The sequence below is a fragment of the Streptomyces sp. NPDC048106 genome, assembly GCF_040706415.1.
Taxonomy (GTDB): domain Bacteria; phylum Actinomycetota; class Actinomycetes; order Streptomycetales; family Streptomycetaceae; genus Streptomyces.
The window spans coordinates 110159-131992 of record NZ_JBEZND010000023.1; the positions used below are offsets into that span (position 1 = coordinate 110159).

Sequence of the window (21834 nt, forward strand, 5' to 3'; positions counted from 1 at the left end):
GGTTTTCCTTGCGGTTACGGGGAGTGGGGAGGGGGTGCCGCTGTTACGCGGATGCCGTGGACAGCCCGGCCAGAGCCTGGACGGCGCGCTCGGCGATGTCCTGGGGGTCGCCGCTCACGTCCACGGCGACACCGGCCTCGTCCTGGCCCAGGGGCTCCAGCGTGGCGAACTGGGAGTCCAGCAGCGCGGTCGGCATGAAGTGGCCCTGCCGATGCGCCATCCGGTCCTCGATCAGCTTCCGGTCGCCCGTCAGGTGCACGAACACCACCCCGGGCGCCACGGCGCGCAGCCGGTCGCGGTACGCCCGCTTCAGCGCCGAGCTGCTGACCACCCCGCCGAGCCCGGCCCGCCCGTGCGCCCAGTGGCCGATGGCGTCCAGCCAGGGCCAGCGGTCGTTGTCGTCGAGCGGGATCCCGGCCGTCATCTTGTCGATGTTGGCCTTGGGGTGGAAGTCGTCACCCTCGGCGTACGGGACGCCCAGCCGCGCGGCGAGCAGAGGACCGATCGTGGTCTTGCCCGTCCCCGCGACGCCCATCACGACGACGACCTGGGGGGTTCGCATGTACTGCCTCGCTGTCTTCCTCGACATCCGACGCCACGACGGCGTCGCCACACTGAAACGCATTAGGTACGACAAATTCAAGAGAGTGTGACGCATAAGTCTGACTTTTTGATTCCGTGACCTACGCCGTACGCTGAGTGCATGAGCACACCGGGCCGGGGGCTGCACGGCCGCGTACTGGACACCCTCGGCCCCGCGATCACGGCAGGGGAGTACCCGCCGGGCAGCATCCTGCGCACCGACGAACTCGCCCAGCACTTCGAGGTCTCACGCTCCGTGATGCGCGAGGCGGTGCGGGTCCTCGAATCCATGCACCTGGTCGAGTCCCGCCGCCGGGTGGGCGTCACGGTCCGCCCCAAGTGCGAGTGGAACGTCTACGATCCGCAGGTCATCCGCTGGCGGCTGGCCGGCGCCGACCGCCCCCACCAGCTTCGCTCGCTCACCGTGCTGCGCTCCGCGATCGAACCGGCCGCGGCCGCGCTCGCGGCCCGGCTCGCCACCGCCGAACAGTGCGCCGAACTCACCGAGTGCGCGCTCGGCATGGTCGCCCACTCCCGCGGCCACCGGCTGCGGGAGTACCTGCACCACGACGTCGCCTTCCACCGGGTCATCCTCACGGCCTCGGGCAACGAGATGTTCGCCCGCCTCGGCGACGTCGTGGCCGAGGTGCTGACCGGCCGCACCCGGCACGAGGTCATGTTCGAGGACCCCGACCCGGCGGCCGTCACCCTGCACGTGCGGGTGGCCGAGGCGGTCCGCGCCCGGGACGCGGTCCGCGCCGAGGAACTCACCCGGCAGATCGCCGTGGGCGCGCTCCACGAACTGGACATCCTCGCGCCGTGACCGGCGCTCCCCGAGGCTCGGTCGCTCAGTCGAGGAAGTCCCCGTCCACGTACACCCACGCCCCGTCCACCCGCTCGAACCGGCTGCGCTCGTGCAGTGAGCCGCCCCGGTAGGAGGCGCGGAAGGTCACCGTCCCGGTGGCGTGGAACGCGGAGCCGTCGGTGCCGCCGAGGATCTCCAGGCCGGTCCACCTCATCCGCGGGTCGAGGTCGAGGCGCTCCGGCCGGGTCCGCGGATGCCAGGTGCGCAGCAGATACCCCGCGTCCCCCCCGGACGAACGCGCAGTACCGCGAACGCATCAGCGCCTCGGCACTCGGCGCGCTCGCGGTCCCCGAGTGGAAACGGCCGCAGCAGGCGTCGTAGGGCTGGGACAGTCCGCAGGGGCAGGTGCGCGTGGTCATGCGCCCCATTGTGCCGGGGCAGGGGAGGCGGCCGATGCCGGGCGGGTGCACAGTGGAGGTGCGGGCCCTGACGCGCGCCGGGGCCATGCCCCGAGGAGGAGGGACGGACGATGACCCGACCCGAGAGCAGCCACCATCCTCCGGCCGTCAAGGAGTGGCGGCTGAACCTGTACCTGTCCGAGCACGACCCGGACACCACGGCCCGGATCGTCATGGACACCGGGGACAACGTCCTGGAGAGCCGCGCCGAGGCCCGCCGCAACCCGTACGACCGCGACATACCCGAGATCGGCGACGAACTCGCCGCCGGACGCGCCCTGATCGCCATGGGCCGCCTGCTGGTGCGCGCGGCCAACGGCGACATGCGGGCGCTCGGCGCGGCCGACACGGATGGTCCCCAGCCGCTCTGGCTGCCCCGGGAGTGACGGAGCCCGCCATGCGGTTCGAAAACCGGCTCCAGGCCGGAGCGCGGCTCGCCGCCCGCCTGGCGTACCTGCGCGGCCAGGACGTGGTGGTCCTCGGACTGCCGCGCGGGGGAGTACCGGTCGCCGCCGAGGTCGCCGAGGCCCTGGACGCCCCGCTGGACGTCTGCCTCGTCCGCAAACTCGGGGTGCCGTACCAGCCGGAACTGGCGATGGGCGCGATCGGCGAGGACGGCGTGCGCGTGCTCAACGCGGACGTGCTGCGCGGCACCGGCGTCCGCGACGACGAACTCGCCCGCGTCGAGGAACGCGAGCGCCGGGTGCTCGCCGAACGCGCCGAACGCTACCGGGGCGAAGGCCCCTCCACCCCGCTCGCCGGCCGCACCGTCGTGGTCGTGGACGACGGCGTGGCCACCGGCTCCACCGCTCGCGTCGCCTGCCGGGTCGCCCGCGCCAGGGGCGCCGCCCGCGTCGTGCTCGCCATCCCCGTCGCCCCCCGCGACTTCGCCCGCCGCGTCGGCGACGACGCGGACGACCTGATCTGCCTGGAGACGCCCTGGGACTTCGCCGCCGTCGGCCAGTTCTACGACGACTTCGCGCAGACCGAGGACGCGGAGGTCACGGCTTGTCTGCGCCGCGCCAGGCGGCGTCGCACGGGCGGCACCGGACGGGAGGTGACGGTGCCGGCCGGCGCCGTACGGCTGGCCGGGAGCCTCACCCTGCCCGAGGACGCCACCGGCGTCGTCGTCTTCGCCCACGGCAGCGGCAGCAGCCGGCACAGCCCCCGCAACCGGCACGTGGCCGAGGGCCTGCACCGCGCCGGACTCGGCACCCTGCTGTTCGACCTCCTCACCGACGCGGAGGCACGCGAGAGGGACAACGTCTTCGACATCCCCCTGCTGGCCGGCCGGCTGCTGGCCGCCACCCACTGGCTGCGCCGGGAACCCGCCGCGTCCGGCCTCGCCCTCGGCTACTTCGGCGCCAGCACCGGCGCGGCCGCCGCCCTGTGGGCCGCGCCCGACGGGCACCCCGCCGCCGTCGTCTCCCGGGGCGGCCGCCCCGACCTCGCCGGTCCCCGGCTCCCCGAGGTCACCGCGCCCACCCTGCTGATCGTCGGCGGCGCCGACCCGCTGGTCCTCGGCCTCAACCGGGGCGCACAGGCCCGCCTGCGCTGCGAGAACCGGCTGGAGACCGTCCCCGGCGCCACCCACCTCTTCGAGGAACCGGGCACGCTGGAAAGGGTGACCGAACTGGCCCGCGACTGGTTCACGGACCACCTGCACATGGCACCCGCGCACGCCTGACGCCATGGCCGAGGACGCGGTCACGGTGGTCCTCGCCGGGGACGTCATGCTCGGCCGGGGCGTCGACCAGATCCTGCCGCACCCCGGCGACCCGGTCCTGCGGGAGGACTACGTCCGCGACGCCCGCGACTACGTCGCCCTCGCCGAGGCCGCAGGCGGCCCCATCCCCCGCCCCGTGGACTTCGGCTGGCCCTGGGGCGCGGCCCTGCCCGCGCTGGCGGCGGCCGCGCCGGACGTCCACGTGCTCAACCTGGAGACCGCCGTCACCGCGGACGGCGCCTTCGCCCCCGGCAAGGCCGTCCACTACCGCATGCACCCCGCCAACCTGCCCTGCCTGACCGCCGCCCGCCCCGACGTCTGCGTCCTCGCCAACAACCACGTCCTCGACTTCGGCCCCCGCGGCCTCGCGCAGACGCTGACCTCCCTGGCGGCGGCGGGGCTGCGCACGGCCGGCGCGGGCCCCGACGCGGACGCGGCCCGGCGCCCGGCCGAGGTCCCGCTGCGCACGGGCGGCCGGGCCCTGGTCTTCTCCCGCGGCCTGCCCTCCAGCGGCATCCCGCACGGCTGGGCGGCCACCGCCGAACGCCCCGGCGTGGCCCTGCTCACCCCGGGCGCGGTGGAGGAGTTCGCCGACCGCCTGCGCCCGCTGCGCCGCCCCGGCGACCTCGTGATCGTCTCCCTGCACTGGGGCCCCAACTGGGGCTACGACGTCTCCCGCGCCGAGACCCGCCTCGCCCACGCCCTCGTCGAGGCGGGCGCCGACATCGTCCACGGACACTCCTCGCACCATCCGCGCCCACCGGAGATCCACCGCGACCGGCTCATCCTGTACGGCTGCGGGGACCTGGTGAACGACTACGAGGGCATCGGCGGCTACGACCGCTACCGCGACGACCTGCGGCTGCTGTACCTGGCCCGCCTCGACCCCGGCACCGGCCGGCTGACCGGCCTCACGCTGCTGCCCTTCCGGGCCCGGCGGATGCGCCTCGAACCCACGAGCCCCGAGGACACCGCCTGGCTGCGCACGGCCCTCGGCACCCGCGCCCTGAACGCCCGCGTCGAGCAGGCGGCCGACGGCACCCTCACCGTACGAGCCGCATGAGCCGTACGAGCCGTCTGCCCCTCCTCGTGCCGCTCAGCGTCCGCCCTTGCGCAGGAAGCGCCGCAGCCGGGTCAGCGGCCAGGTGTTGATCACCTCGTCCGGGGTCAGCCAGCCGCGCTGGGCGGTGCCGATGCCGTACCGAAGCTGCGCCAGGTGCGGCACCGCGTGCGCGTCGGTGTCCACCGCGAACCGCACCCCGTGCGCCCGCGCCCGCAGGATGTCCTCGTCCCCCAGGTCCAGCCGGTCCGGCTGGGCGTTGACCTCCAGCGCGGTCCCCGAGCGCGCGCAGGCCGCGAACACCTCGTCCCAGTCCGCGTCCACGCCCGCCCGGCGGCCGATCAGCCGGGTGGTGGGATGCCCGAGGACGTTCACGTACGGGTTCTCGACCGCCCGCACCAGCCGCCGCGTCATCGCCCGCCGCCCGAGGTCGAAGTGCGAGTGCAGCGAGGCCACGCACAGATCGAAACCGGCCAGGAACCCGTCCGGCCAGTCCAGGCCGCCGTCCGGCCCGATGTTCAGCTCCGTGCCGTGCAGCAGCCGCATCCGGCGGCGCGTGCCGTCCAGCTCCCGCAGCCGCTCCCGCTGGGCGAGGACCTTCTCGTCCGTCATCCGCTGCATGGGCATGCCCGGCGCGTGGTCGGTCACCGCGTAGTACGCGTACCCGCGCGCCGCCGCCGCCTCCACCATGGCGTCGAGCGAGGCGAGGCCGTCGGTGAGATCCGTGTGGGTGTGCAGGTCACCGCGGATGTCCCGCTCGGTCACCACCTCCGGCAGCTCCCCGCGCAGCGCCGCCTCGATCTCCCCGCGGTCCTCCCGCAGCGTCGGCGGGATCCACGGCAGGCCCAGCCGCGCGTACACCTCCTCCTCGGTACGGGAGGCCACCGACTCCCCGCTCTCCGTGTCGAACACGCCGTACTCGGACAGCTTCAGCCCCCGGTGCACGGCGATCGTCCGGGTGCGGATGTTGTGCGCCTTCGACCCGGTGAAGTACTGGAGCCCCGCGCCCCACGACCGGGGCGGCAGCACCCGCAGATCCACCTGGAGTCCCTCGCCGGTCCGCACCGACGTCTTCTTCGACCCCCGCGCGATCACCTCGGCCGTGCCCGGCAGCTCGCACAGCGCCGCCATGAACGGCTCCGGCTTCCGCGCCGCCACCAGCACGTCCAGGTCCCCGACCGTCTCCCGCATCCGGCGCAGCGACCCCGCGTACGCGCACCGCCCGCACCCGGTCAGCGCGGACAACCGGCCGACGATCTCCTCGGCGGTGTCCAGCGCGAGCGACAACGGCACCCGGGCCCCCGCCTGCCGCAACAGCTCGATCCCGTGCCGGAGGTTGTCCTGCGTCTTCTCCCCGAACCCCTTGAGACCGGCCAGCCGGTCCGCCTCGATGGCCGCGGCCAGCTCGCTCACCGACGAGATGTGCAGGTCCTCGTACAGCCGCAGCGCCTTCTTCGGCCCGAGCGTCGGGATGGCGATCAACTGCCGCACTCCGGCGGGAATCCCGGCCCGCCGCTCCTCGACGACCGCCATCCTCCCCGTGCGCAGGTACTCGATCACCTTCTCGGCGATCGACCGTCCCACGTTCGGGATCTCCCGGAGCCCGTCCTCGTCCAGCTTCGCGATGTCGGCCGGATACCCCCCGACGGCACGCGCCGCCTTCTCGTAGGCGCGCGCCTTGAACGCGTCGCCTCCGGTGATCGCGAGGAGGTCGGCGTACTCCCGCAGGATCGCCTCGACCTCGTCGTTGACCCGGGCCACACACCCAAGTCTAGGAACCCGCCCGTCCCCGGGCACGCGAAAGGCCCCTGCTGAGCAGGGGCCTTCTCTGGTGTCCGAGGGGGGACTTGAACCCCCACGCCCGATAAAGGGCACTAGCACCTCAAGCTAGCGCGTCTGCCATTCCGCCACCCGGACAAGGTGTCTGTCGTGCGCGGTGTTCCCTCGGCGGGGTTTCCCTCGCGGCGACGAAGGAAACATTACCAGGCTTTCGGGGGTGGCTGATCACCCGCCGCACCCGGGGCGGCCCGGCGTGAACGACGTGTGACGGGCCGGGGCCGGTCTTGGGCCGGGGCGGGGGCCGGAGAGAGGATGAGGGGGACCACCAGCGGGAAAGCGGGAGGAAGCAGCGTGAGCGAGAAGGACACGGCCCAGGGCGTCACCGGTGAGGACGAGGTCGTGGACCTCTGCCGCGAGCTGATCCGGTTCGACACCAGCAACTACGGCGACCACTCCGGGCCCGGCGAGCGCCAGGCCGCCGAGTGGGTCGCCGGGAAACTGGCGGAGGTCGGCCTGGAGCCGAAGATCTACGAGTCCCACCCCGGCCGCGCCTCCACCGTGGCCCGCATCGAGGGGGAGGACCCGTCCCGGCCCGCCCTGCTGATCCACGGCCACCTGGACGTCGTACCGGCCAACGCCGGCGACTGGACCCACCACCCCTTCTCCGGCGAGATCGCCGACGGGTGCGTGTGGGGGCGCGGGGCGGTCGACATGAAGGACATGGACGCCATGACCCTCGCGGTCGTGCGCGACCGGCTGCGCAGCGGGCGGCGGCCCCCGCGCGACATCGTCGTGGCCTTCCTCGCGGACGAGGAGGCGGGCGGCACCTTCGGCGCCCGTCACCTGGTCGACCACCACCCCGAGCTGTTCGAGGGCGTCACCGAGGCGATCAGCGAGGTCGGCGGCTTCTCCTTCACGGTGAACGAGCAGCGCCGGCTCTACCTGATCCAGACGGCCGAGAAGGGCATGCACTGGATGAAGCTCACCGTGGCCGGCACCGCCGGGCACGGCTCCATGATCCACCGTGACAACGCCATCACCGAGCTGTCCGAGGCCGTCGCCCGGGTGGGCCGGCACAAGTTCCCGGTGCGGGTCACCAAGACCACCCGGGCCTTCCTCGACGAGCTGGGCGACGCGCTCGGCACCGAGCTGGACCCCGAGGACATGGAGGCCACCATCGCCAGGCTCGGCGGTATCGCCAAGCTGATCGGCGCGACCCTGAGCAACACCGCCAACCCGACCCAGCTCAACGCCGGTTACAAGGTCAACGTCATCCCCGGCGAGGCCACCGCGCACATCGACGGCCGCTTCCTGCCGGGGCACGAGGAGGAGTTCCTCGGCGACCTCGACCGGCTGCTCGGGCCGCATGTGCGCCGCGAGGACGTGCACGCCGACAAGGCCGTCGAGACCAGCTTCGACGGCGCGCTGGTCGAGGCCATGCAGTCCGCGCTGCTCGCCGAGGACCCCATCGCCAAGGCGGTCCCGTACATGCTGTCCGGCGGCACCGACGCCAAGTCCTTCGACGACCTCGGCATCCGCGGCTTCGGCTTCGCCCCGCTGAAGCTGCCGCCGGAGCTGGACTTCGCGGGCATGTTCCACGGCGTGGACGAGCGGGTGCCGGTGGACGGCCTCCAGTTCGGCGTGCGGGTGCTCGACCGGTTCATCGACGCCTCCTGACCCGAGCGGTCGCCGGGACGTCCGGGGCGCGCCGCCGGGGCTTCGGGGCGCGCCGCCTGGGTTTCGGGTGCGCGTTCGAGATCGACTGAGAAGGGTGAATCCGACCATAAGCTCGTAGCTCCATTACTCCGTCCTCGTTACAGGTGATGCGATCCCCGCACCTTGGGATCGCATTGCCAACGAGGAGGAACAATGATCAAGAAGGTCGTCGCCGCCGCGGCTGCCACCGGTGGGCTGATTCTCGCGGGAGCGGGCCTGGCCGTCGCCGACTCCGGTGCCCAGGGTGCCGCCCTGCACTCCCCGGGCGTCGTCTCCGGCAACGTCGTCGAGGTGCCCGTGCACCTCCCGGTGAACGCGTGCGGCGACACGGTCTCCGTGATCGGGATCCTGAACCCCACCTTCGGCAACACCTGCGTCAACAGCTGATACTCCGGCTCCCCGCAGGGGCTATCCACCCCGAGGGGCGTCTTCTACCAGCCGTCGGCCTCGGAGCACGCGCCACGCGCTCCGAGGCCGACCGGCCTTTTCCAGACAGCCAAGGCAAGCGAAGGCAGGGGGGTACGCAGCGATGCGACAAGGAACCCGTAAGGGACTGATGACCATGGCGGCGGCGACCGGGATGCTCGCCGCCGCGACCGGTATGGCACACGCGGACGCGGACGCGTCCGGTGCCGCCGCCGGCTCACCCGGCGTCCTGTCCGGCAACACCGTGCAGGTGCCGGTGCACGTGCCGGTCAACGTCTGCGGTAACACCGTCAATGTCGTCGGGCTTCTCAACCCGGCGATGGGCAACGCCTGCGCCAACTCCGGTGGCGGCCACGAGGGTCAGGGCCACGGCGGGCCGGGCGGTCCGGGGGGCGCGCACGCCGGCGGACACAGCTCGGGCTCGCCGGGCGTGGGATCGGGCAACACCGTCCAGGTGCCGATCGACGTCCCGGTGAACGTGTGCGGCAACAGCGTCGACGTCATCGGCGTGGGCAACCCCGCCGCGGGCGACCACTGCGCCAACGGCGGCGGGACGCACGGCCGTCCGCCGGGCGGCGGCCACACCAACCCGCCGGGCCGGCCGGGTCACCCGGGTCATCCCGGCCACCCGAGCCACCCCGGCCACCCGAGCCGGCCGACTCAGCCGGGGACGCCGGCCAAGCCGGGCCGGCCGGCCCACCCGGCGACCCCGGCGGCCCCGCCCGCCCGGCAGGCGCACCTGCCGCACGGCCCCTCGACGTCACCGGCCACCGGCCAGCTCGCGCACACCGGCAGCGACCTGCCGCTGGGCCTCGCGCTGCCGGCGGGTGCGGGCGCGCTGATCGCGGGTGCCGTGCTCTACCGCAGGGCACGGGCCGGGGCCTGACCAGGCGGCCGGTCAAGCCGTGACGGACGGCGGGAGAGGAGCGGGTCCGGCCCTGCCGGCGGGCCCGCTCCTCTCCCTTCGCGTCCTCGTCGTCCTCAGTGTTCCCGCCTCACCACGTGGCCCGGAGCTGGCGGATGATCCGCCGCCGCAGCCGCACCTTGCGGCTGCCGTCGTGCAGCAGGCTCAGGCGGTCCAACTCCCAGTGTCCGTACTCGGCATGGTCGGTCAGCAGGCGTGCGGTCTCCTTGCGGGACACCCCGCGAGGCACGTACACGTCGACAAATTCGTATTCCGGCATCGCATCTATTGTGCGGGCTGGTGCCCGGTACGGATAGCGTCTGCACTATGTCTGATGCTGCGCAGCCCACCGCTGCCGAGGTACGTGCCGCCGCCGAGGCGATCAAGACCGCGCTCGACCGTCACCTTGCGGCGGTCGAACGCAGGTCAGGAGACGACGACCCGGCCGTCTTCGAGGCTTTCAACCAGCTCGCCGCGGCCGCCGAGGTGTACGACGAGCTGCTCTACGACCGTTACGACGAGGTCACTCCCTTCGAGATCCCCGGCGCCGACGAGACGCTGCCGCCGTACGCGGGCCCCGAGGAACCCCACGCGATCAGCGTGCTGATCCGCCGCGACTACACCGTGGCCGAGCCCCAGCGGCTGCTGGCCCAGGCCGAGCGGGTCGAGGCGGCGGAGGGCCCCGAGGACCTCGCCGGCCGGGGCCGGGACGCCGCCGGCACCGTGCCGGGGGCGCTGGGGCTCCTGTTCGGTGAGTTCGAACCGGACGAGATCGCTTCCCGGCACCTCGAGTTCGGCCTGGAGGAGGGCGACTCCACGCTCTGGGTCACCGCGGCCGAGGACGCCCCGGAGGCCGGGGAGTGGCTGGAGGCCCCCTTCGAGCACATCGACGCCCAGGCGGTGGTGTGCCGCTTCGACGTCAGCGCCGTGTTCGACGACGAGGACGAAGAGGACGAAGAGGACGACGAGCAGCACGAGGCCGGCGCGGACGCCGAGGACGACGACCTCGAATACGTGGACGACGAGGATCTGGACGAGGCCGAGGACGAGCCCGACGAGGAGGACGCGGGGGTCCGGGGCCCCCGGAGGTGACCTCGGCGGCGGTGCCCTCACGGCCGAAGCCGTACGGCACCGCCGCACCCCCCTCCGCGGCCTCAGCCGGCCGGCGACTGCGCGCGCAGCAGGGTCACCAGTCGGGTGGTGCGGGGCCTGGCCGGGACCTCCGCGACCGCCCTCGGCAGGGCCCCTTCCGCGCCGTGGACCACGGAGAGATGCCGCTCGCCCCGGCCGAACGCCGTGTACACCCACGGTCTGCTCAGCGCCTGGGCGGCGTCGCCGGGCAGCACCACGACCGCGGCGGGCCAGCGTCCGCCCACCGCCTGGTGCGCGGTCAGCGCCCATCCGTGCCGCACACACCCCTCGACCCGCTCCCTCGGGACGACCACGGCGGCGCCCGCGCAGGACAGGTGCAGCCCCTCCGCGTCGGCCCGCACCACCGTGCCCGGCAGTGACCGGCCCGGGGCGGGGGAGTAGACGATCCGGTCGCCGGGGTCGAAGCCGCCGAACCGGCCGGGGCCCGGGTTGAGGCGTTCCTTCAGGGCGGAGTTGAGGGCCCGGGTGCCGGCCGCGCCGCCATGGCCCGGCGTGATCACCACGGTCCCCTCGACCGGGACACCGAACGCCCGCGGCACCGAGTCCGCAACCAACTGCACCGTCCGGTGCACGGCCTCGCCCGCGTCCCGCACCGGCACGATCACGACCTCCTTGCCGGGCGCGTCGACCTGGTTCAGCTCCCCGATGCCGATCCCGGAGACCAGCTCGCCGACCGGACCGGGGTCGGGGAGCCGGGAGGCGATCTGCGGGCAGGCGCGGGCCGCGAGCAGATCGGCGAAGACCCGCCCCGGACCGGCCGACCACAGCAGCGCCGGATCCCCGCTGAGCACCAGCCGCGCCCCGTCGGGCAGCGACTCCACCAGCATCGCCGCGCCCTCCACGTCCAGCTGGGGCGCGTCCAGCACGATCAGCAGATCCAGCTCCAGCGCACCGTCCCCGTCCCGGCCGGGTCCCTCGGCACCGGCCAGCAGCCCGGCGACGGTGCCCACGCCCGCCCCCTGGGCGGGAAGCAGCGCGGCGAGGCGATCGCGGCCGTCGGGGGTGTGGCAGACGGCGAGGGCGCGCAGGCCCGCGTCCCGGGCGGCGGTGAGCAGGGCCGCCGGTTCGGCGCGGGCGGCTTCGCCACCGGTGTGCAGGACCAGGCCGTGTCCGGCGACCGCGCGGGCCAGCTCGGCCGCGCCGCCCGTCACCGCCGCGCCGACCGAGTCCCAGGCCTTTGCGGCGTCCTGGGACGGGGAGGCGATCAGCCGGGCCAGGCCGTCGGCGAGGCTCTCCTCGGCCAGGGCGTACCGCTCCAGGGCGAGGAGCACGCGCACCGGGCGCTCCTCCTCGTCGTCCTCGTCGTCCTCGTCGGCCTCCGCCCGCGAGGCCGGCGCGCCCGGTTCCTCCAGGGCGTCCTGGAACACCAACGCCTCGCCCTCGGCCAGAGTGCTCTGCACCGCCGCGTCCGGGTCCGGCACGCCCCGCTGGGCCAGCGCCGCGGTGAGCGCGGGCAGCTCCAGGGCGGTGTGCCCGGCGAGGGCCGCCTGCTCCAGCAGCCAGACCGTCACCGCCCGCCCCCGCCGCTCGTCGTCCGGACCGCACCCGGCGCCGAGCAGCGCCCGCGCGAAACCGTCCGCCTGCTCGGGCCGCACCCCGGGAACGCGCAGCAACTGCCAGGGATCCTCCCGCAGCGCCTCCCCGGCACCCTCGCCGAGCGCCAGGGCCGCCTGGTGGGCCAGCCCCTCGGGCGCGCCACCGGCCGCCAACACCTGGCGGACCTCGCCGACCGCCACGGGAGCAGGGGCAGGGGCAGGGGCGGGCGCGGGCCGCTCCTGACGCGTCGGCTCCGCCACCGGCGCCGTGCGGGCCGGGGCGGCCGTGGGGCTCGGCTCCGGTGCCCGCTCGGGCTCGGGCCGCTCAGGCTCGGCGAACACCGTGGCCGACGGTTTCCGGCCACCCTCCACCGCCCGCACGGCGGCCAGCAGATCGGCCGCCTTCCCGCTGAGCTTGGCGCCGCTCTCGACGGGCCCCTTCTTCTCCGCCTTCCGGCGCTCGATCCGCTCCCGCTCCAGCCGCTGCGCGGCCAGCTCGGCCGCCGCCTCGGACAGGTCGGGCTTGCCCGCGCCCTCCGACGCCGGCTCCGCCGCCCCGCCGTCCGCGCCACCGTCGACGCCTTCGGCCTCCGCCTCGGAGACCTCGGGCGCGTCCGCACCGCCCTCCGGCGGCTTCGGCGCGCCCTGCGCCCCCGTCTCCGGCGTCTCCGCCCCCGGCGTCTCCGCCCCCGGTTTCTCCGGCGTCCCCGGACCCGCTTCCTCCGTGGTCTCCGGTTCCGTGCTCACAGCGTGCTCCAGTCGTGATCGGGATAGCGGTGCAGGGGCGCCGACACATCGTCCAGCGCCCGGCAGATCTCGTCAGGAAGACTAAGCGCCTCCACTGACAACGCCGCCGTGAGCTGCTGCGCGGTGCGGGCGCCGACGATCGGGGCGGTGACCCCGGGCCGGTCGCGGACCCAGGCGAGGGCCACCTGGAGCGGGGTCACCGCGAGCCCGTCGGCGGCCGTGGTCACCGCGTCGACGATGCGCGTCGCCGTGTCGTCCAGGTACGGCTCCACGAACGGCGCCAGATGCTCGGAGGCGCCGCGCGAGTCCGAGGGCGTGGCGTGCCGGTACTTTCCGGTCAGCACGCCCCGGCCGAGCGGGGAGGAGGGCAGCAGGCCCACGCCCAGGTCCAGCGCGGCGGGCAGCACCTCGCGCTCCACGCCCCGCTGCAACAGCGAGTACTCCATCTGCGTGGCGGCCAGCCGGGTGCGGGTGCCCGGCGCCGCGAGCTGCCAGGTGGCCGCCTTGGCGAGCTGCCAGCCGCAGAAGTTGGACACCCCCGCGTACCGGGCCCGGCCGCTGGCCACCGCTATGTCGAGGGCCTGGAGGGTCTCCTCCAACGGGGTCCCGGGGTCGTAGGCGTGGATGTGCCACAGGTCCACGTGGTCCGTGCCCAGGCGCATCAGCGAGGCGTCCAGCGCGGCGAGCAGATGGCCGCGGGAGCCGTCGAAGCGGCGCTCGGGATCCGGGACGCTGCCCGCCTTGGTGGAGATGACCAGGTCCCGGCGCGGCACGAGCCGCTCCATCAGCCGGCCGAGCAGGTACTCAGCCTCCCCGCCGCCGTACACGTCCGCGGTGTCGACGAGGGTGCCGCCGGCCTCCCAGAACGCCTTCAGCAAGTCCGCCGCGTCATGCTCTTCGGTGTCCCGGCCCCAGGTGAGGGTGCCGAGTCCGATCCGGGACACACGCAGGCCGGTACGGCCGAGATGCCTCTGCTCCATGTCCGCGAGATTACTGGCCAGAACCAGTGCGGTGGGTTGCCTGTGGACAACTCGTACGGGCCCGCACGGGGCACCGCCCGCGCCCCCGCGCTAAGGTCTGCGCCACAGAGACGTTACTCGCGGGTAAGGGGAATCGGCCATGCAGCTCGGACTCAACCTCGGCTACTGGGGTGCGGGAATGGACGGGGACAATCTGGCCGTGGCCCAGGAGGCCGACCGGCTGGGCTACGCCGTGTGCTGGGCCGCCGAGGCGTACGGCTCCGACGCGGCCACCGTGCTCAGCTGGGTCGCCGCGCAGACCGAGCGCATCGACGTCGGCTCCGCCATCTTCCAGATCCCGGCCCGCCAGCCCGCGATGACCGCGATGACCGCGGCCACCCTGGACACCCTCTCCGGCGGCCGCTTCCGGCTCGGCCTCGGCGTCTCCGGGCCGCAGGTCTCCGAGGGCTGGTACGGCGTCAGGTTCGACAAGCCGCTGGCCCGCACCCGCGAGTACGTGGACATCGTCCGCAAGGCGATGACCCGGGAGCGGCTGTCGTACGAGGGCGAGCACTGGACGCTGCCGCTGCCGGGCGGTCCGGGCAAGCCGCTCAAGCTGACCGTGCACCCGCAGCGCGAGCACATCCCGCTGTACATCGCGGCCATCGGCCCGAAGAACCTGGAGCAGACCGGCGAGATCGCCGACGGCGCCCTGCTGATCTTCCCCGCCGCCGAGCACCTGGAGGAGACCACCCTCACACACCTGCGCGCGGGCCGGGAGAAGGCGGGCCGGACCCTCGACGGGTTCGACGTGTGCCCGACCCTGCCGCTCGCCGTCGGCGACGACAAGGACCTGGCCGCGCTCGCCGACACCTTCCGCCCCTACACCGCGCTGTACGTCGGCGGCATGGGCAGCGCCAAGCAGAACTTCTACAACCGGCTCGCGCAGCGCATGGGATACGAGAAGGAGGCCGCCGAGATCCAGCGGAAGTACCTGTCCGGGGACAAGCAGGGCGCGGCCGCCGCGATCCCGCAGGAGCTCATCGACAAGACCACGCTGCTGGGCTCCGTCGACCGCATCGCCGACCGGATGAAGGCCTACGCCGAGGCCGGTGTCACCACCCTGAGCCTCGCCCCCGCCGGTTTCACCCTGGAGGAGCGGCTCGCCTCCCTGCGCGCCGGCACCGAGGCCCTGGAGCGCGCCGGGCTCGCCTGAGCCGGGAGATCTTCCACGGCCGTGGTGGGGGCTCGGGGTCTTCCCCGCCACGGCCGTCACCGGGAACAACGCGCCCGGCGGCGAGCGGTTACGTCCCCGCGCCTCCTTCTTTCGGCCGCACCGCACCGCACCCGTGTTGCGGCACCCTTCCATCCGCATTTGAGTCGTTCTTTACCGGAGGTCTTCACCGGAGGCCGTTACGGGAGGCTCTTACCGGAAACGGACGAGAGAGGTGACCGCGATGCTGTCGGCCAGGAGTCTGTTCCGGGAGATCCTCGACCACGACGAGTCCTTCCGGCTCTTCTGCTCCGTCGCGGCGGGCGGCGAGGCCCAGGGCGGCTGGGAGAACGGCCGTATCGCCGCGCTGGTGCCCACGGCCCAGCGCGCCCTCGCTCCCAAGATCGCCCGGCACGGCGCCGACGAGGACAAGCACGGCCGGATCTTCACCGCCCTGCTGCGCAGACGCGGCTTCACCCCGCTGCCCGTACCGCCCGAGACCGACTACACGGTGCTCCTCGAACGCCGCGGCATCGGCCTCGCCCACGCCCGCCTGCGCCAGGACACGCCGCTGACCGAGCGGGACATCGTCGTCTACCTCGCCCACAGCCGGGTCACCGAACAGCGCGCCGCCGAGCAGATGGCCCTGCTCCTGAAGCACTTCGCCGGCCACCCGGAGATCGGCAGGGCCGTGCGGATGATCGCGCATGACGAGGACAACCACCTCGCCTACACCCACGAGGAACTCCTGCGCCTGGCCGCCGCCGGGCACGGCCGGTTCATCCAGCGCACCCTGCGCGCCTGCGCCCTCGCCGAGATCCGCGTCCACCGCGACGTCAGCCTCGCCGTCATGGCCCGCATGGGCCGCCTCCTCGGCTGGTCCCGCATTAGATCCGCGCTGCTCACCGCGGGCATCCACGCCGTGTACGGCTACGAGCGGCTGGCCGGCTGGCGCCGCATGGTCACCCTCGGCACGCCCGCCCGCCGCGACCCCCTCGGCGGCCCCGCCGCCCCCGCCCCCGAATTCGCCTGAGCCGTCCGCGCCCGCCGTCCGCGCCGGCGGGCGCCCCTCACAGCCACTCGCGCCGCTTGAACAGCCGGTACAACACCAGCTCCAGCAGCGCCATCACCAGGATCACCGCCGGATACGACCACCACCAGTGCAGCTCGGGCATGTGATCGAAGTTCATGCCGTAGATCCCGGCGATCATCGTGGGCACCGCCGCCATCGCCGCCCAGGCGGAGATCTTCCGCATGTCGTCGTTCTGCCGCACGCTCGTCTGCGCCAGGTGCGCCGACAGCACGTCCGACACCAGCCGGTCCAGGCCCTCCACCGACTCGTTCACCCGCGCGAGATGGTCGCCCACGTCCCGGAAGAACGGCCGCGCGTCGTCATGGACGAACGGCACCCCGCCCCCGCCGCCGGCCGGACCCGTCCCCGCCAGCCGGCCCAGCGGCAGCGCCAACGGCCCGGTCGCCCGGCGGAACTCCACGATCTGCCGCTTGAAGCCGTAGATCCGCGAGGCGGTGTTGCGCGCGCCGCCCACCTCCGGCCGGAACACCTCCGCCTCCACCTCCTCCAGATCCGTCTGGAGCTCGGTCGCCACCTCCAGATACCGGTCCACGACGGCGTCGGCGATCGCGTACAGCACCGAGGTGGGCCCCTTGCCGAGCATCTCCGGCTCCTCCTCCAGCCGGTGCCGCACCGCCGCGAGCGGGGAGGCCTCGCCGTGCCGCACCGTCACCACGAAGCTGTCGCCGACGAAGACCATCACCTCGCCCGCCGAGACCCGGTCGCTGGCCGGCTCGTACTCGACCGGCTTCAGCACCACGAACAGCGAGTCCTCGTACACCTCCAGTTTGGGCCGCTGATGGGCCTTGAGAGCGTCCTCCACAGCCAGCGGGTGCAGCCCGAACTCCCGGGTCACCAGATCAAACTCCCGTTCGGACGGCTCGTGCAGCCCGATCCATACGAACCCGCCCGCCGCCCGCGCCTCGGCGAGCGCGTCGGACAGGTCCTCCGGACCCTCGGTCCGCTGTCCGTGCCGGTAGACGGCACAGTCGACGATCACGGAGCGCATTCTCCCTTCACATGATCACCGGCGCATCACCTGATGCGCCTACCCTGGTCCGCATGCCCACGCTGATCCTCGTAAGGCACGGACGATCCACCGCCAACACGTCCGGCGTGCTCGCCGGCTGGACCCCGGGGGTCTCCCTGGACGAACGGGGCGCCGCCCAGGCCGCCGCCCTGCCCGAGCGGCTCGCCGCCCTGCCCCTGGCCGAGGTCGTCACCAGCCCGCTGCAGCGCTGCCAGGAGACCATGGCCCCCCTGCTCGCGGCCCGCCCCGGACTGCGCTCCCACACCGACGACCGGATCGGGGAGTGCCACTACGGGGACTGGTCCGGCCGCAAGCTCGCCGAACTCGCGGACGAGCCGCTGATGGAGGTCGTCCAGGCCCACCCCTCCGCCGCCGCCTTCCCCGGCGGGGAGTCCATGCGCGCCATGCAGACCCGCGCCGCCGAGGCCGTACGCGAGTGGAACGCGCGCATCGAGCGCGACCACGGCGCCGACGCCGTCTACCTCATGTGCTCGCACGGTGACATCATCAAATCGCTGGTCGCCGACGCCCTCGGCCTCCACCTCGACCTCTTCCAGCGGATCTCCGTGGAGCCGTGCTCCGTCACCGCGATCCGCTACACGCGCCTGCGCCCCTTCCTCGTCCGCCTCGGCGACACCGGCGATTTCGCCTCCCTCGCCCCCCGCGTGGAGCACCCCGACGGCGACGCACCGGTCGGGGGCGGTGCGGGCGCACCGTGATCGTCGGCCGCAGTAGGGTGAAGCGATCCGTGCCGTCGCGTATCCGCAGCGGCCCGCACCCGCACCGCCGAAACTCTCGACCCAATGGAGACAGGACGTGTCCCGTCAGGTGTTCCTCTACGATCCGCCGGACCGCTTCGTGGCCGGCACGGTCGGACTGCCCGGACGCCGTACGTTCTTCCTCCAGGCCACCGCGGGCCCCCGGGTGACCAGCGTGGTCCTGGAGAAGACCCAGGTCGCCGCGCTCGCCGAGCGCATGGACGAACTCCTGGACGAGGTCGTGCGCCGCAGCGGCGGCAGCGCCTCCGTCCCGGCCATGGCGCCCGCCGAGGTCGCCGACACCGCCCCGCTGGAGACGCCCGTCGAGGAGGAGTTCCGGGTCGGCACCATGGCCCTGGCCTGGGACGGCGAGGAACAGCGCATGGTGGTGGAGGCGCAGGCCCTGGTGGAGCTGGACGCCGACACCGAGGAGGACCTCGCCGAGGCCGAGGAGCGGCTGCTCCAGGACGAGGAGAACGGACCCCCGATGCTGCGGGTCCGGCTGACCGGCGCGCAGGCCCGTGCCTTCGCCAAGCGCGCCCTCGACGTCGTCAACGCCGGGCGGCCGCCGTGCCCGCTGTGCAGCCTCCCACTCGATCCGGAAGGACACGTATGCCCGCGCCAGAACGGATACCGCCGCGGGGCGTGACGGCCGCCGACCCGGGCGCCGCCGACCTGCTCGCCCGCGGTGAACTGACCGTGCGCGGCCGCATCCGCGACGCCTCCAACGCCGCCCTGTTCTGCACCGTCGCCCACGACGGCCGGGAAGCCACCTGCGTGTACAAGCCCGTGGCCGGCGAGCGCCCCCTGTGGGACTTCCCCGACGGCACCCTCGCCGCCCGGGAGGTCGCCGCCTACGAGGTCTCCGAGGCCACCGGCTGGGGCCTCGTGCCGCCCACCGTGCTGCGCGACGGCCCCTACGGCGAGGGCATGTGCCAGCTGTGGGTCGAGGTGTCCGCCGAGGCCGAACTCCTCGCCCTGGTGGACGGCGAGGAACCCGCACCCGGCTGGAAGGCCATCGGCTTCGCCGAGGTCGGCGAGGGCCGCACCGCGCTGCTCGTGCACGCCGACGACGAGCGGCTGCGCCGGCTCGCCGTCCTCGACGCCGTGCTCAACAACGCCGACCGCAAGGGCGGCCACCTGCTGCCCACCGCCGACGGCCGGCTCTACGGCATCGACCACGGCGTGACTTTCAACACCGAGGACAAACTGCGCACCCTGCTGTGGGGCTGGGCCGGCGAACCCCTCACCGCCGAGGCCGTCGAGGTCCTCAAGAGACTCCGCGACGCCCTGGACGGCGACCTGGGCGAGCGCCTCGCCCCGCTGATCACCGCCGCGGAACTCGACGCCACCCGGGCCCGCGTCGCCGCCCTGCTCGCCTCCGGAACGCACCCGGAGCCCGGCGGGGACTGGCCGGCGATCCCCTGGCCGCCCGTCTGAGCGTCCCCTGATCACAGGGCGGCCGAAGATACAAGAGCACACAACCGGCCAACTGGCGTGATCCCGGTCGTGTGCGCGACTCGCGGCCGGTTAGGCTCATGTACATGCATGCCTGGCCCGCTTCCGAGGTCCCCGCCCTGCCTGGTCAGGGCCGCGACCTGAGGATCCACGACACCGCGACCGGCGGTCTGGTCACCCTCCAGCCCGGTCCCGTCGCCCGCATCTACGTCTGCGGCATCACCCCGTACGACGCGACCCACATGGGTCATGCGGCGACCTACAACGCGTTCGACCTCGTCCAGCGCGTGTGGCTCGACACCAAGCGGCAGGTCCACTACGTCCAGAACGTGACCGACGTCGACGACCCCCTCCTGGAGCGCGCGGAGCGCGACGGCGTCGACTGGGTCGCCCTCGCCGAGAAGGAGACCGCGCTCTTCCGCGAGGACATGACCGCCCTGCGGATGCTCCCGCCCCAGCACTACATAGGCGCCGTCGAGGCGATACCCGGCATCGTCCCGCTGGTGGAGCGGCTGCGCGACCTCGGCGCGGCCTACGAGCTGGAGGGCGACCTCTACTTCTCCGTCGAGTCCGACCCGCACTTCGGCTCGGTCTCGCGCCTCGACGCGGCCGCCATGCGGCTGCTGTCCGCCGAGCGCGGCGGCGACCCGGACCGCCCGGGCAAGAAGAACCCGGTCGACCCGATGCTGTGGATGGCGGCCCGCGAGGGCGAGCCCAGTTGGGACGGCGCCTCCCTCGGCCGGGGCCGGCCCGGCTGGCACATCGAGTGCGTGGCCATCGCCCTCGACCACCTCGGGATGGGCTTCGACGTCCAGGGCGGCGGCTCCGACCTCGCCTTCCCGCACCACGAGATGGGCGCCTCGCACGCCCAGGTGCTCACCGGCGAGTTCCCGATGGCCAAGGCGTACGTGCACGCCGGCATGGTCGCCCTGCACGGCGAGAAGATGTCCAAGTCCAAGGGCAACCTGGTCTTCGTCTCCCAGGTGCGCCGCGACGGCATCGACCCGGCCGCGATCCGCCTCGCCCTGCTCGCCCACCACTACCGCGCCGACTGGGAGTGGACCGACCAGGTCCTCCAGGACGCCGTGACCCGCCTCGACCACTGGCGCGCCGCGGTCTCCCGCCCCGACGGCCCCTTTGCCGACGCGCTCGTGGAGGAGATCCGCGAGGCCCTGTCGAACGACCTGGACGCCCCCACGGCGCTGGCCGCGGTGGACCGCTGGGCGGCCCGCCAGGAGGCCGAGGGCGGCACCGACACCGGCGCCCCCGGCCTGGTCACGCGGGCGGTCGACGCGCTGCTGGGCGTGGCGCTGTAGAGCCGCCGGTCACAGGGCTGTAGACCCGCCGGACACACGCAAAGGGGCGGCTCCCCACCGGGAAGCCGCCCCTTTTCGTTTGTCCGGTCGCTCAGTTCTCCGGGCCTTCGCCCTCGTCGCCGTCGTCCTCGGCCGAGCCGCCGGCCGCGTCCGGCTTGGACGGCCGGGCCTTGCCACCCGGCGGGCTGACGTCCCGGCGCCGCAGATACCGCTCGAACTCCCGCGCGATCGCCTCGCCGGAGGCCTCCGGCAGCTCGGCGGTGTCGCGGGCCTCCTCCAGCGTCTGGACGTACTCGGCGACCTCGCTGTCCTCCGCGGCCAGTTGGTCCACGCCCACCTGCCAGGCCCGCGCGTCCTCGGGCAGCTCGCCCTGCGGGATACGCAGGTCCAGCAGATCCTCCAGACGGTTGAGCAGCGCCAGCGTGGCCTTCGGGTTGGGCGGCTGGGAGACGTAGTGCGGCACCGCCGCCCACAGCGACACCGCCGGTACCCCGGCATGCGTGCACGCCTCCTGGAGAACCCCGACGATGCCCGTCGGACCCTCGTACTTCGTCTCCTCCAGGTCCATCCGCTGCGCCAGATCCGTGTCCGAGGTCACCCCGCTGACCGGCACCGGGCGCGTGTGCGGGGTGTCCCCCAGCAGCGCCCCCAGCACGACCACCAGCTCCACGCCCAACTCGTGCGCGAAGCCCAGCAGCTCGTTGCAGAACGAGCGCCACCGCATGGACGGCTCGATGCCCCGCACCAGCACCAGGTCGCGAGGTTTCGCACCGCCGACGCGGACCACCGACAGGCGGGTCGTCGGCCAGGTGATCTTGCGTACCCCGCCCTCCATGAACACCGTGGGCCGGTTCACCTGGAAGTCGTAGTAGTCCTCGGCGTCCAGCGCCGCGAACACCTCGCCCTTGAACTCGCGTTCCAGATGCGCGACCGCCGTGGAGGCGGCGTCACCGGCATCGTTCCAGCCCTCGAACGCGGCCACCATGACTGGGTCGATCAGCTCGGGAACCCCCTCCAGCTCGATCACCCAGTGCCTCCTTCCGACGTGCCCTCGCTTGACTCACCAACCTTACGGCGTCCCGCAAGGGCGTCCGCAGTCCCCTTGTAGGGGGCAGTGAACGGATCACTGCCCCGCGCT

The 21834-nt window shown here is 73.6% G+C and carries 21 protein-coding genes, 1 tRNA gene and 1 pseudogene; 14 read left to right on the top strand and 9 right to left on the bottom strand.

Going from position 1 to position 21834, the window contains the following annotated elements; all coding sequences use genetic code 11:
* Positions 1 to 43 precede the first annotated feature (43 nt).
* Positions 44 to 562, bottom strand: coding sequence for a gluconokinase (locus AB0927_RS23400; RefSeq protein ID WP_366669623.1), 519 nt, complete (start codon positions 560 to 562; stop codon positions 44 to 46).
* Between the two features lie 141 nt (positions 563 to 703).
* Here AB0927_RS23400 and AB0927_RS23405 point away from each other — a divergent pair, with 141 nt between their 5' ends.
* The gene (locus tag AB0927_RS23405; protein WP_366669624.1) at positions 704 to 1405 is read left to right on the top strand and encodes an FCD domain-containing protein; all 702 of its coding nucleotides are present in this window, start codon (positions 704 to 706) and stop codon (positions 1403 to 1405) included.
* Between the two features lie 25 nt (positions 1406 to 1430).
* Here the strand turns inward: AB0927_RS23405 and AB0927_RS23410 are convergent.
* Positions 1431 to 1806, bottom strand: a pseudogene (locus tag AB0927_RS23410) (YchJ family protein).
* A 110-nt stretch (positions 1807 to 1916) separates the two neighbouring features.
* Between AB0927_RS23410 and AB0927_RS23415 the strand changes: the two are divergent.
* The 3 genes from AB0927_RS23415 to AB0927_RS23425 are packed head-to-tail and all read left to right on the top strand — an operon-like array spanning position 1917 to position 4634.
* Complete coding sequence (locus AB0927_RS23415; RefSeq protein ID WP_366669625.1) at positions 1917 to 2231, top strand: dsRBD fold-containing protein; 315 nt, start codon at positions 1917 to 1919, stop codon at positions 2229 to 2231.
* 11 nt (positions 2232 to 2242) lie between these two features.
* The gene (locus tag AB0927_RS23420; RefSeq protein WP_366669626.1) at positions 2243 to 3532 is read left to right on the top strand and encodes a phosphoribosyltransferase family protein; all 1290 of its coding nucleotides are present in this window, start codon (positions 2243 to 2245) and stop codon (positions 3530 to 3532) included.
* 4 nt (positions 3533 to 3536) lie between these two features.
* Positions 3537 to 4634 carry a CapA family protein gene (locus AB0927_RS23425; RefSeq protein ID WP_366669627.1) on the top strand — a complete coding sequence of 366 codons (1098 nt, stop codon included), beginning with the start codon at positions 3537 to 3539 and terminating at the stop codon, positions 4632 to 4634.
* A gap of 33 nt (positions 4635 to 4667) precedes the next feature.
* Here AB0927_RS23425 and polX read toward each other — a convergent pair whose 3' ends face one another.
* Together polX and AB0927_RS23435 are read right to left on the bottom strand one after the other, a co-directional pair.
* Complete coding sequence (gene polX, locus AB0927_RS23430; RefSeq protein ID WP_366669628.1) at positions 4668 to 6392, bottom strand: DNA polymerase/3'-5' exonuclease PolX; 1725 nt, start codon at positions 6390 to 6392, stop codon at positions 4668 to 4670.
* A 68-nt stretch (positions 6393 to 6460) separates the two neighbouring features.
* Positions 6461 to 6548: transfer RNA gene (locus AB0927_RS23435), tRNA-Leu, on the bottom strand.
* Positions 6549 to 6761: 213 nt separating this feature from the next.
* Between AB0927_RS23435 and AB0927_RS23440 the strand changes: the two genes are divergently transcribed.
* The 3 genes from AB0927_RS23440 (at position 6762) to AB0927_RS23450 (ending at position 9438) form a co-directional block, all read left to right on the top strand.
* Positions 6762 to 8087: a M20/M25/M40 family metallo-hydrolase gene (locus tag AB0927_RS23440; RefSeq protein WP_366669629.1), complete on the top strand. Its 1326-nt coding sequence runs from the start codon at positions 6762 to 6764 to the stop codon at positions 8085 to 8087.
* Positions 8088 to 8279: 192 nt separating this feature from the next.
* A complete protein-coding gene (locus AB0927_RS23445; RefSeq protein ID WP_366669631.1) occupies positions 8280 to 8513 on the top strand; it encodes a chaplin in 234 nt (77 codons plus the stop codon).
* Between the two features lie 142 nt (positions 8514 to 8655).
* Positions 8656 to 9438 carry a chaplin gene (locus AB0927_RS23450; protein ID WP_366669632.1) on the top strand — a complete coding sequence of 261 codons (783 nt, stop codon included), beginning with the start codon at positions 8656 to 8658 and terminating at the stop codon, positions 9436 to 9438.
* Positions 9439 to 9547: 109 nt separating this feature from the next.
* Here the strand turns inward: AB0927_RS23450 and AB0927_RS23455 are convergent, their stop codons facing one another.
* On the bottom strand, positions 9548 to 9736 hold the full coding sequence (locus AB0927_RS23455; RefSeq protein WP_366669633.1) for a DUF5703 family protein: 189 nt from the start codon (positions 9734 to 9736) through the stop codon (positions 9548 to 9550).
* 47 nt (positions 9737 to 9783) lie between these two features.
* Between AB0927_RS23455 and AB0927_RS23460 the strand changes: the two genes are divergently transcribed.
* A complete protein-coding gene (locus tag AB0927_RS23460) occupies positions 9784 to 10548 on the top strand; it encodes a hypothetical protein (protein ID WP_366669634.1) in 765 nt (254 codons plus the stop codon).
* Positions 10549 to 10610: 62 nt separating this feature from the next.
* Here the strand turns inward: AB0927_RS23460 and AB0927_RS23465 are convergent, their stop codons facing one another.
* Both AB0927_RS23465 and AB0927_RS23470 read right to left on the bottom strand, forming a co-directional pair.
* Positions 10611 to 12890: a helix-hairpin-helix domain-containing protein gene (locus tag AB0927_RS23465; protein ID WP_366669635.1), complete on the bottom strand. Its 2280-nt coding sequence runs from the start codon at positions 12888 to 12890 to the stop codon at positions 10611 to 10613.
* Positions 12887 to 13870 (bottom strand): aldo/keto reductase, encoded by a 984-nt coding sequence (locus AB0927_RS23470; RefSeq protein WP_366669636.1) that lies wholly within the window; start codon positions 13868 to 13870, stop codon positions 12887 to 12889. Before AB0927_RS23470 ends, AB0927_RS23465 begins: the two co-directional genes overlap by 4 nt.
* Positions 13871 to 14009: 139 nt before the next feature.
* On the opposite strand from AB0927_RS23470, the gene AB0927_RS23475 reads away from it, so the two are divergent.
* Both AB0927_RS23475 and AB0927_RS23480 read left to right on the top strand, forming a co-directional pair.
* Positions 14010 to 15065 (top strand): LLM class F420-dependent oxidoreductase, encoded by a 1056-nt coding sequence (locus AB0927_RS23475; RefSeq protein WP_366669637.1) that lies wholly within the window; start codon positions 14010 to 14012, stop codon positions 15063 to 15065.
* Positions 15066 to 15306: 241 nt separating this feature from the next.
* Positions 15307 to 16095, top strand: a complete 789-nt coding sequence (locus AB0927_RS23480; protein ID WP_366669655.1) for a ferritin-like domain-containing protein — start codon at positions 15307 to 15309, stop codon at positions 16093 to 16095.
* Between the two features lie 37 nt (positions 16096 to 16132).
* Here AB0927_RS23480 and AB0927_RS23485 read toward each other — a convergent pair whose 3' ends face one another.
* Positions 16133 to 17134: a magnesium and cobalt transport protein CorA gene (locus AB0927_RS23485; RefSeq protein ID WP_366669638.1), complete on the bottom strand. Its 1002-nt coding sequence runs from the start codon at positions 17132 to 17134 to the stop codon at positions 16133 to 16135.
* 62 nt (positions 17135 to 17196) lie between these two features.
* On the opposite strand from AB0927_RS23485, the gene AB0927_RS23490 reads away from it, so the two are divergent.
* The 4 genes from AB0927_RS23490 to mshC all read left to right on the top strand — a co-directional run bounded on the left by AB0927_RS23490 (position 17197) and on the right by mshC (position 20696).
* A complete protein-coding gene (locus AB0927_RS23490) occupies positions 17197 to 17883 on the top strand; it encodes a histidine phosphatase family protein (protein ID WP_366669639.1) in 687 nt (228 codons plus the stop codon).
* A 97-nt stretch (positions 17884 to 17980) separates the two neighbouring features.
* The gene (locus AB0927_RS23495) at positions 17981 to 18571 is read left to right on the top strand and encodes a DUF3090 domain-containing protein (RefSeq protein ID WP_366669640.1); all 591 of its coding nucleotides are present in this window, start codon (positions 17981 to 17983) and stop codon (positions 18569 to 18571) included.
* Positions 18535 to 19362, top strand: coding sequence for an SCO1664 family protein (locus AB0927_RS23500; protein ID WP_366669641.1), 828 nt, complete (start codon positions 18535 to 18537; stop codon positions 19360 to 19362). Before AB0927_RS23495 ends, AB0927_RS23500 begins: the two co-directional genes overlap by 37 nt.
* Before the next feature lie 104 nt (positions 19363 to 19466).
* Positions 19467 to 20696: a cysteine--1-D-myo-inosityl 2-amino-2-deoxy-alpha-D-glucopyranoside ligase gene (mshC, locus tag AB0927_RS23505; RefSeq protein ID WP_366669642.1), complete on the top strand. Its 1230-nt coding sequence runs from the start codon at positions 19467 to 19469 to the stop codon at positions 20694 to 20696.
* A 91-nt stretch (positions 20697 to 20787) separates the two neighbouring features.
* On the opposite strand, the gene AB0927_RS23510 is transcribed toward mshC, so the two are convergent.
* Positions 20788 to 21723, bottom strand: coding sequence for a PAC2 family protein (locus AB0927_RS23510; protein ID WP_366669643.1), 936 nt, complete (start codon positions 21721 to 21723; stop codon positions 20788 to 20790).
* Between the last annotated feature and the right edge of the window lie 111 nt (positions 21724 to 21834).

What these genes read in the sequence shown, in the direction of transcription:
- AB0927_RS23400 (WP_366669623.1), bottom strand. Translation starts at nt 562, where the DNA reads ATGCGAACCCCCCAGGTCGTCGTCGTGATGGGCGTCGCGGGGACGGGC.
- AB0927_RS23405 (WP_366669624.1), top strand. Translation starts at nt 704, where the DNA reads ATGAGCACACCGGGCCGGGGGCTGCACGGCCGCGTACTGGACACCCTC.
- AB0927_RS23415 (WP_366669625.1), top strand. Translation starts at nt 1,917, where the DNA reads ATGACCCGACCCGAGAGCAGCCACCATCCTCCGGCCGTCAAGGAGTGG.
- AB0927_RS23420 (WP_366669626.1), top strand. Translation starts at nt 2,243, where the DNA reads ATGCGGTTCGAAAACCGGCTCCAGGCCGGAGCGCGGCTCGCCGCCCGC.
- AB0927_RS23425 (WP_366669627.1), top strand. Translation starts at nt 3,537, where the DNA reads ATGGCCGAGGACGCGGTCACGGTGGTCCTCGCCGGGGACGTCATGCTC.
- AB0927_RS23445 (WP_366669631.1), top strand. Translation starts at nt 8,280, where the DNA reads ATGATCAAGAAGGTCGTCGCCGCCGCGGCTGCCACCGGTGGGCTGATT.
- AB0927_RS23450 (WP_366669632.1), top strand. Translation starts at nt 8,656, where the DNA reads ATGCGACAAGGAACCCGTAAGGGACTGATGACCATGGCGGCGGCGACC.
- AB0927_RS23455 (WP_366669633.1), bottom strand. Translation starts at nt 9,736, where the DNA reads ATGCCGGAATACGAATTTGTCGACGTGTACGTGCCTCGCGGGGTGTCC.
- AB0927_RS23460 (WP_366669634.1), top strand. Translation starts at nt 9,784, where the DNA reads ATGTCTGATGCTGCGCAGCCCACCGCTGCCGAGGTACGTGCCGCCGCC.
- AB0927_RS23470 (WP_366669636.1), bottom strand. Translation starts at nt 13,870, where the DNA reads ATGGAGCAGAGGCATCTCGGCCGTACCGGCCTGCGTGTGTCCCGGATC.
- AB0927_RS23475 (WP_366669637.1), top strand. Translation starts at nt 14,010, where the DNA reads ATGCAGCTCGGACTCAACCTCGGCTACTGGGGTGCGGGAATGGACGGG.
- AB0927_RS23480 (WP_366669655.1), top strand. Translation starts at nt 15,307, where the DNA reads ATGCTGTCGGCCAGGAGTCTGTTCCGGGAGATCCTCGACCACGACGAG.
- AB0927_RS23490 (WP_366669639.1), top strand. Translation starts at nt 17,197, where the DNA reads ATGCCCACGCTGATCCTCGTAAGGCACGGACGATCCACCGCCAACACG.
- AB0927_RS23500 (WP_366669641.1), top strand. Translation starts at nt 18,535, where the DNA reads ATGCCCGCGCCAGAACGGATACCGCCGCGGGGCGTGACGGCCGCCGAC.
- mshC (WP_366669642.1), top strand. Translation starts at nt 19,467, where the DNA reads ATGCATGCCTGGCCCGCTTCCGAGGTCCCCGCCCTGCCTGGTCAGGGC.